This window comes from Streptomyces sp. NBC_00568 (genome assembly GCF_026341855.1).
Lineage (GTDB): Bacteria > Actinomycetota > Actinomycetes > Streptomycetales > Streptomycetaceae > Streptomyces.
Window position 1 is genome coordinate 320,013 of record NZ_JAPENW010000002.1, and the last position, 13,134, is coordinate 333,146.

At 64.5% G+C, this 13,134-nt stretch carries 9 protein-coding genes and 2 pseudogenes; 6 read left to right on the top strand and 5 right to left on the bottom strand.

The window, feature by feature from the left end:
- Positions 1–63: 63 nt before the first annotated feature.
- Positions 64–879, bottom strand: coding sequence for a hypothetical protein (locus OOK38_RS33680; RefSeq protein WP_266849808.1), 816 nt, complete (start codon positions 877–879; stop codon positions 64–66).
- Positions 880–1,597: 718 nt separating this feature from the next.
- Positions 1,598–3,091: an NAD(P)/FAD-dependent oxidoreductase gene (locus tag OOK38_RS33685; RefSeq protein WP_266849810.1), complete on the bottom strand. Its 1,494-nt coding sequence runs from the start codon at positions 3,089–3,091 to the stop codon at positions 1,598–1,600.
- A 720-nt stretch (positions 3,092–3,811) separates the two neighbouring features.
- On the opposite strand from OOK38_RS33685, the pseudogene OOK38_RS34680 reads away from it, so the two are divergent.
- The 5 genes and pseudogenes from OOK38_RS34680 to OOK38_RS33705 all read left to right on the top strand — a co-directional run.
- A pseudogene (locus OOK38_RS34680) lies at positions 3,812–3,988 on the top strand (FAD-dependent oxidoreductase); the annotation flags it as partial.
- Positions 3,989–4,069: 81 nt separating this feature from the next.
- The gene (locus OOK38_RS33690; RefSeq protein WP_266849811.1) at positions 4,070–5,299 is read left to right on the top strand and encodes an NAD(P)/FAD-dependent oxidoreductase; all 1,230 of its coding nucleotides are present in this window, start codon (positions 4,070–4,072) and stop codon (positions 5,297–5,299) included.
- A 1,462-nt stretch (positions 5,300–6,761) separates the two neighbouring features.
- Entirely contained in the window at positions 6,762–7,298 is a 537-nt protein-coding gene (locus OOK38_RS33695) for a hypothetical protein (protein WP_266849813.1), read from the top strand.
- A gap of 4 nt (positions 7,299–7,302) precedes the next feature.
- A protein-coding gene (locus OOK38_RS33700; RefSeq protein ID WP_266765546.1) for an IS5 family transposase occupies positions 7,303–8,162 on the top strand; the annotation gives its coding sequence in 2 pieces (ribosomal slippage) (positions 7,303–7,657 and positions 7,657–8,162; 861 coding nt in all).
- Positions 8,163–8,264: 102 nt separating this feature from the next.
- Positions 8,265–9,167, top strand: coding sequence for a hypothetical protein (locus tag OOK38_RS33705; RefSeq protein ID WP_266849815.1), 903 nt, complete (start codon positions 8,265–8,267; stop codon positions 9,165–9,167).
- On the opposite strand, the gene OOK38_RS33710 is transcribed toward OOK38_RS33705, so the two are convergent.
- The 3 genes from OOK38_RS33710 to tnpA all read right to left on the bottom strand — a co-directional run bounded on the left by OOK38_RS33710 (position 9,164) and on the right by tnpA (position 11,767).
- A protein-coding gene (locus tag OOK38_RS33710) for an IS5 family transposase (protein ID WP_266849816.1) occupies positions 9,164–10,002 on the bottom strand; the annotation gives its coding sequence in 2 pieces (ribosomal slippage) (positions 9,164–9,642 and positions 9,642–10,002; 840 coding nt in all). The genes OOK38_RS33705 and OOK38_RS33710 overlap by 4 nt on opposite strands.
- A gap of 399 nt (positions 10,003–10,401) precedes the next feature.
- Entirely contained in the window at positions 10,402–10,590 is a 189-nt protein-coding gene (locus OOK38_RS33715) for a hypothetical protein (RefSeq protein WP_266849818.1), read from the bottom strand.
- 748 nt (positions 10,591–11,338) lie between these two features.
- On the bottom strand, positions 11,339–11,767 hold the full coding sequence (gene tnpA / locus OOK38_RS33720) for an IS200/IS605 family transposase (RefSeq protein ID WP_266849820.1): 429 nt from the start codon (positions 11,765–11,767) through the stop codon (positions 11,339–11,341).
- 15 nt (positions 11,768–11,782) lie between these two features.
- Between tnpA and OOK38_RS33725 the strand changes: the two are divergent.
- A pseudogene (locus tag OOK38_RS33725) lies at positions 11,783–12,948 on the top strand (RNA-guided endonuclease InsQ/TnpB family protein).
- Positions 12,949–13,134 lie beyond the last annotated feature (186 nt).

Genomic DNA, 13,134 nt, shown 5'->3' on the forward strand with positions numbered 1-13,134 from the left:
AGGGTGCTCGAGAACCGAGCCGCTCCTAGCACGAAGCGCTTGCACGGCCAACCCACAGTGGCCTCACCTCCCTCCGCGGAGGAGCTCAACGGCAGCGGCAAGGGCGAGCAGCGCTGTGTCGGTGTTTGCGACGGGCTGGGCCGACAGGCGCTCCTGCTTCTGCATCTCGCGGACGGCAGCATCCAGGTACGTTCGCAGACTCAGCATCTGATTGGGTGTTTTGCAGTCGGGGAGTACCTCCTCGACTTCCTCAAGCCAATAGTCCACTTCACTGTTGTGGGCCAGCTCGTCACGGCAATCGAGGAGACTCTGTGCAATAGGAACCAGGAGCTGATGCTGCCGGCGTGCTGCCTGCTCAGCCCGGTGTTGGGCGGCTGCCTGCTGGGCGATCTGTTGCTCGGCCTTCAGCACGGCTTCTGGGGTGCGGCGCAGTAGTTGGCCGTCCGGGGCGTCCGTCGTGAGGGGGATGGCTCGGAGCCGTTTTGCCTTGTTGTAGGCCGCGCTGGGGCCGCCGACGGCAAGAGCGGGAGCAAGATCCGCCCATTCGACCAGTGCAGCTCGGGCTGCCTCGATGGCTCGGAGCTGGTGCAGTTCAGCCTGCTCGCGAATGTACTCCCAGAGCATTACCCGTTTCAGCGCCGCTTTGCGGCGCTGAACTTCCCCCGCCTTGGCTAGAGCTGAGACGTGCCGCTCTGCGTAGAGGAGCGCTCCATACAGTTCCTCGTTGGCGGGCATCTGCTCGATGTAGGGGTCCTCAGCTCTCTCGTGGAGATCGCGGAGCTCGCCGACGAGAGCTGAGGCGTCCAAAGAACCAATCCGTTGAGGCGCCCTGAGCAGGGGTTTTGTCTTCCCTGGCGCCTTCCGCCGTTTCGTGGCCATCTAAGGATTGTTCCTCATGGGAGGTGATTCACAGAATGTGAATCACCTCCCATGAGGAAGCGGGTCAGGCCATGTGCTTGGTTCACCTGACCTAACCACTAAGAGCCTCAACTGGCCATGCTAGGAAGGGCCTGTTGCTGACTACCTACGATAGTGCGCGAGAACCCGAAGCGTCCGGGCAGCACACATAGGAGCGCCGAGGTGCATGGCCGTGGATGCGTTGACAGACTTTCAGTCTGAAGCTGAGCCAGGTTCAGTTGGTGAGACGACAGTCCCTGATGTCGCTCCAGGGTCAGCGGTCAGCGTTGGAGTAGCCCGTTTGCGCCGAGCTCGGCTTTCTACGAGAGCAACCAGTTGGCACTGAGCTGGTGCTTGAGGCTGGAGTGGTACCGCCGGACTGGCAAGTGAGCGCTGGGGCGGCTTCATACGAGCCTGATGGAATCGCCGGGCTGCTGGTGTGATGGCCAGCGCTATGGATCGCGATTGATGGCCACGCTCAAGGAGCTCTGCCGGAGACGGTCTTGAAGTAGGGCCAGCAGATCAGATGGAGCTGCCTCAGGTTATGCGGCGAGGCCACCCACCTGTCGATAGACGCGGCGGACGGTTGCAGGGTGGTGCGATCGGGCTGTGGTCCCGCATATGACGGCTAGGGCATTACGTGGAAGTCCGCTCACGGCGTGCGTCATCCTCAGCCCCCTAGTGATTGCGGCGCAATCATTCACCGAGGTCCAACTCCCACACCGAACATGGAAGGGACGCCGCACAGATCCTGGCCTGGTACCAGCGGGTGACCCCCGGTAGGAAGCCTCAGTGCAGACAGAAGTGCTGAGCGAGATGGCCCCTGTTCGGCTCGGTACGGCTGATCACGCTTCAGCGACCTCAGCCGTTGTGCGGCCTCAAGACTGAGGAAGCCCTCGGCCGGTGAGGTCAGCAAAGAGTCGATTGCCGCCTGTGCTCGAAAGACCTCGGGGTCTTGAAGCTGGCTGCTTGCCACCTCGCTCCACAGACTCCACTGCGTATCGTGTGTGACGTAAGCGTGACCGGTCATCTGCGCATCGATCTCAGCAAGCCGGTGGCGTTCCCACGCAATCGATCTGTTCCATACGGGAGCGATGAGCTCCTGCGAGTCAGCCTCGTAGGCGGCTGCCAGTTCGCCGACATCAGTGGCACCGACCTTCCACACGGCATTGCGCAGGAGGACAGCTTGTGCGGCGCCCATGGTCAACCCCACGCCGAACTGATCATTGGTCGTGGCCCATGCATCCCCGATCAGCACCAGACCACTGGCAATCGGCTTGCCCCGGCTGATGATGCTGCGTCGGACGCTGCCGCTGCTCACCATCTCCTGGACATCTGTGGTCGGCTCGCCATCAAGCCATTCATGCATGCCAGGAAGCAGGGCAACGGTTCGTGTCCACAGGTCGCTATCGGCGAGCGCCCGCAGCGCTTGATCGCGTGACGAGGTGACCAAGGAAACTGACCAAGTCCCCTCATCTGCAGGAGTGGTGAGCAACGACAGACTGTTGTGGTGCGTCAGGTGCCATGTGCGCTGTACCGGCTGTACGCCGCCCCGTGAGCGGAAGCTGCGTGTGTAATGCCTGAATCCTCGGCTTCCGAAGCGTTTGAGAGGGGCAAGCCCCATCTCCGCGAGGAGTTCCGGCAGTCGGGTGTTCCGGCCTGAAGCGTCGACGACCAGATCCGCTTTCCATTGGGCGCCGTCAGCTGTGATGACTCCGGTGATGAAGCGACGGCCGGCCATGCCAACTTCTGCACTCAGAAAGCCCGTTACACCAAGGCCGTAGTGCAGAGCGATCCGCGGAGTCTGTCGGACGCGATCGCGGAGAACGTGCTCGAGCGTGAACCTGCTCATGGCCACGGTGTCGAAGTCGCTGTCCTGCGTACGCTGAGGTCCGACAGCTCCTACGTTCCATGCTCCGGCGACCATGTTGTACCTCTGCCCGCCTCCGGCAAGGAGGGCAGCAGTGAAGTCCGGCATCTCGCACTCAAGGATGTCCAAACCGGCTGGAAGTAGAAGATGAGGATGATTGGAGTGCGGCGCACCGGGGCGCGGCGCACCGCGGGTGGGGGAGTCCTCCTGAGACCACTTCGCTGGGTCGCTCTCCAGCACCGTCACCTGCTGGCCTTCGGCAGCGAGGAGCAGCGCTGTGAAGAGTCCCACCGGACCAGCTCCGACTATCACTGTGTGCGTCATGGCTTCACTCCTTGTCTCTGATATTGGAAGCGGAGCCAGTCTCAGCGCACTCACTGCTCACTTCACAGGTCAATGAGCAGGTCATTCCCGGGCCTGCTGAAGCTGCTCGCGTCTGCAGGTCTTGCGGTCCGGATAGGGGGCCGGCCCAGGGGAGTGGTGCAGGGTGCTGCCTTCCGGATACGAGTGGTACTGCTCCTTGGCATGCGGCCGCCATCTCGGGGAGCGGCTCGGGACCCTGCACAGAGCGGCGTGTCGAGGGCAGGACTTCCTGACATCCATCTGTAGCGCGCAGGGCAGGCGGCGTGGCTTCTTCTCGAACCAGCGACTGAGTCAGAGCGACTGTGTGCATGGACGCCCATGGAGAGGCAGCGGTTGAAAACACCAGGTCAGAGGGCTTTCCAGCTTCGATCAGCGACCGTAGCGACTCAGGGTCGGTATATATGAAGCCGGTGAGATGTGCGTATGCGTGTGCGTTTCATATAGAGCGATACTGAGTCGCTTCAGTCGCTGTTCTTCCCGGCGAGGGGGCATCTGACCTGCATTTTTACCCGTTTCGGATGGGCAGCGACCCAAGTCGAGGCACCCCCTCGGGAGGCTTGCCGTCTCTTGAGTCGCTGTAGTCCCGCTTCAAGCTCAGGGCATCCTTCTAAGCCCTCGATTTGAGAGTGCCCGATGAGCAGACCTGACCAGAGATTCCAGTAGCTCGCGAGAACTGAACAGATGCCTGGTCTGGGAAGTGAGCAGTTCTTGGAGGGAGATTGGCTGGGCCAACCAGTTGTGAAGGAGCTTCTTGTGTCTCATAGCGTTGTGATCGGAGCCGGCCCGGTGGGGCTAGCCACGGCGATGTTGCTTGCCGCTGACGGACATCGCGTGACTGTTCTAGACCGCGACCCCGCGAGCTCGCGTGAGGAAGCAGCCGTCCTCGGGGGCGACTGGAACAGGCCGGGGGTTGCCCAGTACGGCCATACGCACATTCTCATGCCTGGGGGCTACCGGGCGCTTGCCCGCGAGCTGCCCGGCACGGTCTCCCGGCTCCTGTCAGTTGGCGGGCACCCGCACAACATGATCGGCGGCTCCCTGAACGTCGAGCAGGTCGGCCCTCGGAGGGAGACCGACGACCAGTTCGAAACGATCGCGGCCCGCCGCCCGGTCCTGGAGATGGCTCTCTTCACAGAAGCGAGCATCACGCCCGGCATCACCATTACCTGCGGTGTGACGGTCACTGGCCTGCTGACCGGAGATGCCAAGACGCTGGGCAAGCCGCACATCGCCGGCGTGACCACGAAGGGCGGGGGCAGCATCCTTGCCGACCTGGTGGTCGACGCCACTGGAAGGAACTCGCATATTCCCGGACTGCTCGCCGAACTCGGAGCGGCACCGGCGGAGGAGCGGGCCGAGACAGGGTTCCGCTACTACACGCGCTACTTCCGATCTGCCTCGGGCAACTTGCCGCGGCAGCCGGCTTGGCCGATCTATCACTACAACAGCATCACGGCCATCACCGCCCCGGGAGACAACGGCACCTGGTCGCTCACTCTTGTGACGTCCGGACGTGACCAGGAGCTCAGGTCTCTCAAGGACCCGGAGATCTGGACGCGAGTGGCTGCGCGCTACCCCGACGTCGCGCATTGGCTGGAGGGTGAGCCGATCACAGGCATCAACGTGATGGGCGGCACGGAAACCAAGCACCGAGAGTACGTGCAGGATGGACGGCCCGTGGTAACAGGCCTTGTGGCCGTGGGTGATTCCTGGGCCACCACCAACCCTCAGTACGGCATGGGTATGACCATGGGCATCTGGCGGTCGTTGCTGCTGAGGGACGCGATCCGCAAGCACGGGACAGACAATCCGGTGGAGCTGTCGATTCAGCTCGAGCGCGACACGGAACAGACGCTGTCTCCGATCTGGCACGGATCGCTGTCCTGGGACACACACCGCCTCAACGAGATAGACGCTGAGATGCGCGGCGAAACGTATGCCACCGACGACCCTGACTGGAATCTGAGGCAGCTTCTCGACGCCACGCGTCTGCAGGATCCGGAGATTCTGCGCGGCTACGCCGAGGCTGCGTCGATGGTGACGCCAGCCAACGAGGTCCTGGCGCGGGACGGCCTACTGGAGCGCATCCTCCAGCTGGGCACAGGCACTCCGCGCTACCCCTTCGTCGGCCCTGACCGCACGGAGCTGCTGGCACTAGTGGCCAGCTGAAGCCCCCAGGCAGGCACCCGCGGATCTGCGAAAAGAGGCAAGAGGCTCGCGCAGTGGCTGAACCCATTGAGATGCTGGCCCGTTGAAGCGTATGGGCGGGCAGCCAACGCTGCCCGCCGAGCCGGCTCCAGGGGTCCCTCCCCCGAGACTCCTGGAGCCAGCTTCAACATGAAGATGCGTCCGGACCGGCTCGTCTATCCGGGGACAGCATCCCTGCCGTGCAGGGCCGCTCCTGCCGTGGTCATAGCCGTGCGAGCCCCCGGCGAGCCCTAGGCTGCCGGCGGGCTTGCTATGCCGTCAGCCTTGTGAAGGCCCAGCATCACCGGTGTTCTTACCCGGCTTCTCTCGCACCACCGCACCCCTTGCTTGAGTAAAAGGAGCCTACGCCGCGCTGCTGCTCATCGCAGCGCCCCAAGTTTCCCGCACCGGCAAGTCTCTTCGCCGATCTGGCTGACGCAGCCGCACCATGCTTCAGCAGGTTTCGTCTTGACGAGCAGTCCCGAGCCCGAGTCGGCTCCTTACCCATCCTGCAATGAACGACGCCGCGCTCCACCGGTCTTATGACGTGGTCGTTGGCGGCGGAGCGGCAGGACTGAGCGCACCACCCGTTCTGGGCCGGTCTCGTCGCAGCGTCGTGGCGGTGGACGAGGGCGAACCCCGCAACTAGCCAGCCGCCTGCAGGGGGCTACCTGACGCGCGCCGGTATGCCGTCAGGGAGTTGCTTGAGAAGGCACGACGAAAGGGAGAAGCCTATGGTGCCCGGCTCTTGAGTGACGGTGTCACCGGCCTGCGCTCAGACGGCGATGGGGAGTTCGAGACTCAGTTGACCAGTGGGGGAGAGGTCCACGGGCGAGCCGTGATCGTTGCTACCGGCCACGTCGATGAGCTGCCCGAGATTTCAGGCCTGTCGGAATCATAGGGCCGCTCCACGTCCCTTCTGCCACGGCTGGGAGGTCAAAAGGGAGTGCTTGCGTCCCCGGCGCTCGGAGGGATCAGGCTCTGCTGCTGAATCAGTGGCCAAGCGATGTGACCCTGTTCGGGCAGACGGTCCAGGATCTCTCGGATAAGGAGAGTAAGAGGCTGACAGCAGCACGCGGCCCCGTGGTGGTCGGCGAGATCGCATCTGTGCTGACCGAAGGCGAGAAAATGTCTGGCTTCGCGATATCGGACGGCAGAGTGGTCCCACAACAGGTGCTGTTTGCTGCCGGCTTGCCTGTCCCGCGCGGTGGACTGCTGCGGCAACGGGGCGCGGAGACGGTGTACACACCTGTAGGCCCATACTCGGCAGTGGATGCCACGGGACAGCCCTTAGAACTCCTAACAGAATGGGCCCCCTCCGATCCGCGCGCGGTGGGGCAAGGCGAGTGCGAGGGAAGATCACTACTCTGCATGAGTGCTCTCATACGACGAGTTGACTTCACCGGAGCGTGAGCTGTGGGATCGGTTCCCCGAGGGACGCCGCGTGGACCTGCGCACGGGTGTGCCCGAGAACGACCGTGTCGCCGAGGGTGGGCAGTGGGGCCCCGGGCGGACGGTTCGGGCCGTCGTGATCGTGGCGCTCCTCCAGGGCGCGAACACCACGCAGACGGGCGCCGTCGCGTGCCTGAGGCTCGCCGGGGCGCGCATATCCGGGCACCTCAACCTGGCCGGCGCGCAGATCGCTCACGCCCTCTGGCTCGAGGACTGCTGGTTCGAGGAGGGCGTGGACCTCTCCGGAGCGTCGACCCAGTCGATTGCGATCGTGGGCAGCCGAGTGCCGGGTGTGGAAGCGGGCTTGATCCGTATCGAGGGACGCCTCGACCTGCGGCGCTCTCGCCTGGAAAGCGGGTATGCCTCGCCCTTCCACCGCAGGATCAGCGCCTTGTCGCTCATCAACGCCCACGTGAGCGGCGCCGTGAATCTCAGCGGCGCTGAGATCACCGCACCCGAGCAATGGGCGGTGTCCGCCGGCGGACTAGGGTCCGTCTTCAAAGATCATCAGATTGGTGGATCATGGTGAGGTGATACGTCGCCATGAACTAACCGATCAGGAATGGGAGTTGCTCGCTCCACTCATACCGCGGGCCGCGACAGGTCGTCCGCGCGTGGAGGACCGGCAGGTCGTCAACGGGATGGTCTACAAGATCCGGACCGGGGTCTCCTGGCGTGACCTGCCGGAACGCTACGGACCGTGGAAGACGGTCTATACCCGCTTTCGCCGCTACGCGCTGGACGGCGTGTTCACCCGGGCTCTCCAGCAGATCCAGGCCCACGCGGACGCGGCCGGCGACATCGACTGGCTCGTGCAGATCGACTCCACCATCGTGCGTGCTCACCAGCACGCCGCCGCCACCGGCAGAAAAAGGGGATCCACCGGCCGGACGAACCGGACGATCACGCCCTCGGCCGATCCCGAGGCGGACTGACCACCAAAATCCACCTTGCCTGCGACGGCCGCGGGCGGCCCCTCGCCATCCTGCTGACACCAGGCCAACGCCACGACAGCATCTGCGCACGCCCCCTCCTGGAACGGATCCGGGTCCCGCGCACCGGCCTTGGGCGTCCCCGCTGCCGGCCCGACCAGGTCATCGCCGACAAGGCCTACAGCTCCCGAGGCTTTCGCGCCTACCTGCGCAAACGCGGCATCGCCTGCACCATCCCGGAGAAGAACGACCAGCAGCAACACCGCCACAACCGCGGCCGCCGCGGAGGCCGGCCACCGGCATTCGACCGGCAGATCTACCGTCGGCGCAACGTCGTCGAACGCTGCTTCAACCGGCTCAAAGGCTTCCGAGGCATCGCCACCAGATACGACAAGACCGCCACCTCCTACGAAGCAGCGGTCAGTCTCGCGTCATTCCTGCTCTGGGCAAGACTCGTTTGAAGACGGACCCTAGTTGCGGAGGGCGGCGTCTACTGCTTGGACGGATTCGTCGCGCACGGTGAAGTCCGTCTCATGGGGGCACAGTTGCCAGGCGGACTGCACATGCGGGGTGCACTACTGGAACGCCCCGGCCAGCGTGGGGTGACGCTCGCCCTGGACAACGCAGTGACCTCGACGCTCGACTTCTCCGACAGGTTCATCTCGAACGGGACCGTACGGCTGCGGGGTGCCCGGATCTCGGACCACCTGACCTTTGAAGGAGCGGTCCTGAACGGGCCGCCCGACGGCCACGGCCCGTCATTGGTCGCCCTGCTGATGCAGGCAGTCGACTTCGACTTCATCCTCGCCCGGCCACCGTCCGGCACCGTGGACCTGCGGGGCGCGCAGGTGTCCTACCTCCACGACAGCGACCACAGCTGGCCAGCCGTGGTGGAGCTGGACGGCTTCGTCTACGGCTCCATCAAGGTGGACGAGGCAGGCGAGCGGCGGGAGGCCGTGGGGCGGCGGGACTCCGTGGCCCGCCGCGTGGCGTGGATACGACGCAGTCCGGGCTACAACCCCCAGCCCTATGAGCAGTTGGCGAGCTGGTACCGGAAGGCCGGCCACGACCACGACGCCCGGCGCGTGCTCCTGGCCAAGCAGCGGCATCGGCGTCAAACTCTGCCCCCGGCCGCGTGTGTGTGTGGGCACCTGCTCGACGTGACCGTCGGTTATGGCTACCGCCCCTGGCTGGCGGGCGTTTGGCTCCTCGCGCTGACCTTGCTGGGCACACTGTCCTTCGGCACTCACTCCCCCAATCCGGTCAAATCAGGTGAAGGCGCCCCGTTTCAGCCCCTTGTCTACACACTGGACCTCTTGATCCCCATTGGTGGTCTGGGTCAGCGCACGGCCTGGTACTGGTCGAGCGGCAGCCTCCAATGGCTGGCCTACCTGCTGATCGCCCTCGGCTGGGTGCTGACGACCGCCGTCATCGCGGGTGTCACCCGCACCCTGCAGAAAAACTAGCGGTCGACAGCTGAGATCAGGCGTCGCCAGCAGAGCAGTGCGCATCCCAGGATGAGGAAGGCTTCGTGGATGTCGTCTCGTATCTCCCAGCGAATCCGCAGGCGGCGAAACCAGTGCAGATGTGCGAACGCGCGCTCGACGAGCCAGCGTTGGGCGCCCAGGCCGGAGCCGTGCTCGGTGCCCCGGCGGGCGATCAGCGGCTTCACACCCAGATCCCAGACACGACGGCGGTACTTGTCGTGGTCGTAGCCGCGGTCGCCGAGGACCACGGTGGGGCGGCCCCGGGGCCGGCCCCGCTTGCCCCGTACCGGCGGGATCGCCTCCAGCAGTGGGATCAGCTGGGTGACGTCGTTGCGGTTGCCGCCGGTCAGGGTGACGGCCAGAGGGATGCCGGTGGCATCGGTGATCAGGTGGTGTTTGCTGCCCGGCCTGCCCCGGTCGACGGGGCTTCGTCCGGTCCTGGAGCCCCCTTTAACGCCCGGATGTGGGAGCCGTCGACGGCCGCCCGGGAGAAGTCCAGGGCGTCCACACTGCGCAGCTTTGCCAGGAGGACCTCGTGCAGCCGGGGCCACACACCGGCCTCAGTCCACTCAGCCAGCCGACGCCAGCAGGTCATGCCCGAACCGAAGCCGAGTTCCTGCGGCAGGTGTTCCCAGGCAATCCCGGTGTGCAGGACGAACAGGATGCCCTGGAACACCAGCCGATCCGGATGCCGCTTACGCCCGGGGTGCCGGGCCCGACGCTCGACCTTGGGCAGCAGTGGCTCGACCACCGCCCACAACTCGTCCTCGACTACCCACGGCTTCGTCCGAGCCACCCAGCACCCCCAGGTCATCTGTCCCGGAGTGATCCAACCACCTTGAAGATCATTTCGTTAGGAGTTCTTAGAGGGAGGTCACTGGGCCGCCCGCCAGGGCGGTACAGACGAACTGTTGGTGATGCGCAGGCTGGGGCTCTTACCCGCTGCGGTGCTCGACAGCTGGGTATCTCGGTCTCGAGCGTCACCATGGGCCTGGTCCACGGCAAGCCTTGGGCAGGCCATAGGCGGTGGATACCCAGCCCCTCGTCGGATGCCGCTTTGCTGTGACGACGATCAGGCCATTCGCGCTCGCTCCGCAAGGGTCTGACTCCTCTCCGGCCTGAAGGCCGGAGACGCTAGGAGGAACCCGGTGAAACCGGCTGACCGTCCTGAATCATTGAGGAGTCGACGCAAGGGGCCCATTGCTTTGAAGGGCTAGCAGCGAGCTACGAGCATCACTTCCTGGCGGGTTCCGAGCGTGGCGTCCTCGTTGAGGAAGTATCCGGTCGTCCGAAATCCCGTGTCCACGTCCTCGCCCGTGACGGCGAAGCCGTCGGTCAGACTTGAACATTCCAGGGTTCCCTCAAAGCGGAAGACCTGGTGGTCGCCCAGTGTGCGCGTCACGAGAACTGTGTCGCCGGTGCGGGCGCCAAGACTAGTGAAGTCACTACTCGAAGCGTTGTTGGTGTGCATGGTATTTCCCTTTGTCCGTGCGACAGTTAAGGCGTTGGAATGCAGTCGTCCCCGCGTTCATTCAGGCTTGGCTGTCCAGCCCAACTTGCCGCCGCTGCGCATCGTGCAAGTGGCGATCGCTGAGGCATATCCCCCCGTGAAGTCGGCGAGCCGGCTGCGGCGCCTGTACTCGGCCCGGTTCCAGGGAGGGGTGCCCCGCTTCTTCCCCGCTAGATACGTGACCGCAGCGCCCAACGCGACGATCGCCAGGGGGGTCAGCCTTCCCGTCACCGACATCTTTGGACTCCTTTGAAAGGAGGGAGGCTTCTCTGAGCTCTTGTCACCTTTAGTAACGTGGATCTCCAAGATCGGGTTCACCGCCTCGTGCAAGGTGAGTCAGGTCTCTTTCTCGATGTGGAAGTCCCGCTCGCCCGCTGCGGAAGGCGCTTCAGGACCTGGGATCAGTTGGTTCTGATCCCCTTCCAGGAAGGCGGTATGGAAGGCTCGGCCAGGCGACACCACCCGATGAGGGGCCGTTTCTCGGGTGCGAGACCGGAGGGCCGCTGGGCTGCCAGGAGCCGGCCCACTTCAGCATGATCTAGCGCGGAACCTCGGGCGTTCACGCCCGGGAGGAAGCGCTTCTCTGGACTGCTCTGACCCGCGCGCGTGCATGGGTCTGCACTGTTTTGGCCTCAGCCGTCTACAGCGGGCGCTTCTGGTTCTCGATGTACTCCTTGATGATGCTGAGCGGGGCGCCGCCGCAGCTGGCCGCGAAGTACGAGGGTGACCAGAAGTGCGCGCCCCACAGGTACTTGCGGATGTGGTCGGGATACTCCTGGCGGAGTCTGCGGGCGGAGACGCCTTTGAGGGAACCGACCAGCTTGGAGACCGAGACCTTGGGCGGGTAGTGCACGAGCAGGTGGACGTGATCCTTCTCGCCGTTGAACTCGACCAGTTCGGTTTCGAAGTCGGCGTAGACGGCTCGCATGACTTCCTCGCAGCGTCGCAGGATCTCGTCGGTGAACGGTCCCCGCCGGTATTTGGGTATGAAGACCAAGTGAGCATGGAGAGTGTGGACGACCGTGCGACCCCTACGGATATTGGGGTTTGGTTCCCATCGTGGTGACATAGATCAATTGTTACGATGGTCCATGTGAAGATCGTCGTGCAAGTCAAACTGGTGCCGGATGCCGCGCAGGCATCCGCTGTCGGCGCGACCTTGCACACGGTCAACGACCGGGCCAACTGGGTGTCCGAGGTGGCTTTCGCCCGTGGTGTGCCGCGCGAGTACGAGCTGCGCAAGCACACCTACGCCGAGCTGAAGGCGGCCGGTCTCGGAGCACAGGCGCGCAGCACACGATCAAGAAAGTCGTGTACGCCTACACCGCGTTGCGGGCGAACCTGCGGGCGGGGAACCTCGGCAAGCCCGGCTCGAAGCGCCGGAAGAAGGCCGAGTCCAAGCCGGTCGCCTTCCGCCCCGAGGCCGCGCACCCGTTTGACGACTGGTGCTTGTCCTGGCAGTACGACGAACAGACCGTCTCGATCTGGACCACCGCCGGACGACTCAAGAACGTCCGGTTCGTCTGCTCCCCGGACGCGCTCAAAACTTTACGGGAGTACCGCAAGGGCGAATCGGACCTGATCGAACGTGACGGCGTCTTCTATCTCATCGCCGTGTGCGAGGTTCCCCAGGCCGAGCAGTACGAGCCCGACCAGTTCATCGGCGTGGACCTGGGCATCACCAACATGGCCACCACGTCCACTGGATACCGGGCGGCCGGTCGCGGCCTGAACCGGCACCGTAACCGGCAGCTCGACCTGCGGAAGAGGTTGCAGGCCAAGGGCACCAAGTCCGCTCGGCGACGGCTCAAGAACCGGCGCCGCAAGGAAGCGCGGAACGCCGCGAACGTCAACCACATCATCGCGAAACAGATCGTGACCGAGGCTGAACGCACCTCGTCCGGCATCGCCCTGGAAGACCTGGGCGGAATCCGGCAGAGGGTACGGCTCCGCAAGCCCCAACGGGTCACGCTCCACTCCTGGGCCTTCCACCAGCTCGGGCAGTTCGTTGAGTACAAGGCACGCCGGGCAGGCGTCCCGCTGGTGTACGTCGATCCGGCGTACACCAGCCAGGAATGCGCCGAGTGTCATCACATCGAGAAGAAGAACCGGGTCGACCAGGCCCTCTTCATCTGCCGGAAGTGCGGGGTCGTTGCCCACGCCGACCGGAATGCTTCCCGCAGCATCGCCGCTCGCGGTGAGGCTGTGTGGATTGCGGGGCGTGAGTCACGCGTCCCGGCACCTTCCTAGGTGTCTGGACGGAGGAGGCCACACCACAACCAGTGGTGCCCTACCTCCAAGCCTGGTCGTTTACGGCCGGGTCAAGTTGACAGATTGATCTGCCGACAACACAGCTTGTCGCGCCGCGAGCATGGAGCCTTCTCCGTCGATCAGCGCCCGATAGCGGCGCCCCTCGATGTTGACGGATGAACCATC

What these genes read in the sequence shown, in the direction of transcription:
- OOK38_RS33680 (WP_266849808.1), bottom strand. Translation starts at nt 879, where the DNA reads ATGGCCACGAAACGGCGGAAGGCGCCAGGGAAGACAAAACCCCTGCTC.
- OOK38_RS33685 (WP_266849810.1), bottom strand. Translation starts at nt 3,091, where the DNA reads ATGACGCACACAGTGATAGTCGGAGCTGGTCCGGTGGGACTCTTCACA.
- OOK38_RS33690 (WP_266849811.1), top strand. Translation starts at nt 4,070, where the DNA reads ATGCCTGGGGGCTACCGGGCGCTTGCCCGCGAGCTGCCCGGCACGGTC.
- OOK38_RS33705 (WP_266849815.1), top strand. Translation starts at nt 8,265, where the DNA reads ATGCGGGGTGCACTACTGGAACGCCCCGGCCAGCGTGGGGTGACGCTC.
- tnpA (WP_266849820.1), bottom strand. Translation starts at nt 11,767, where the DNA reads ATGTCACCACGATGGGAACCAAACCCCAATATCCGTAGGGGTCGCACG.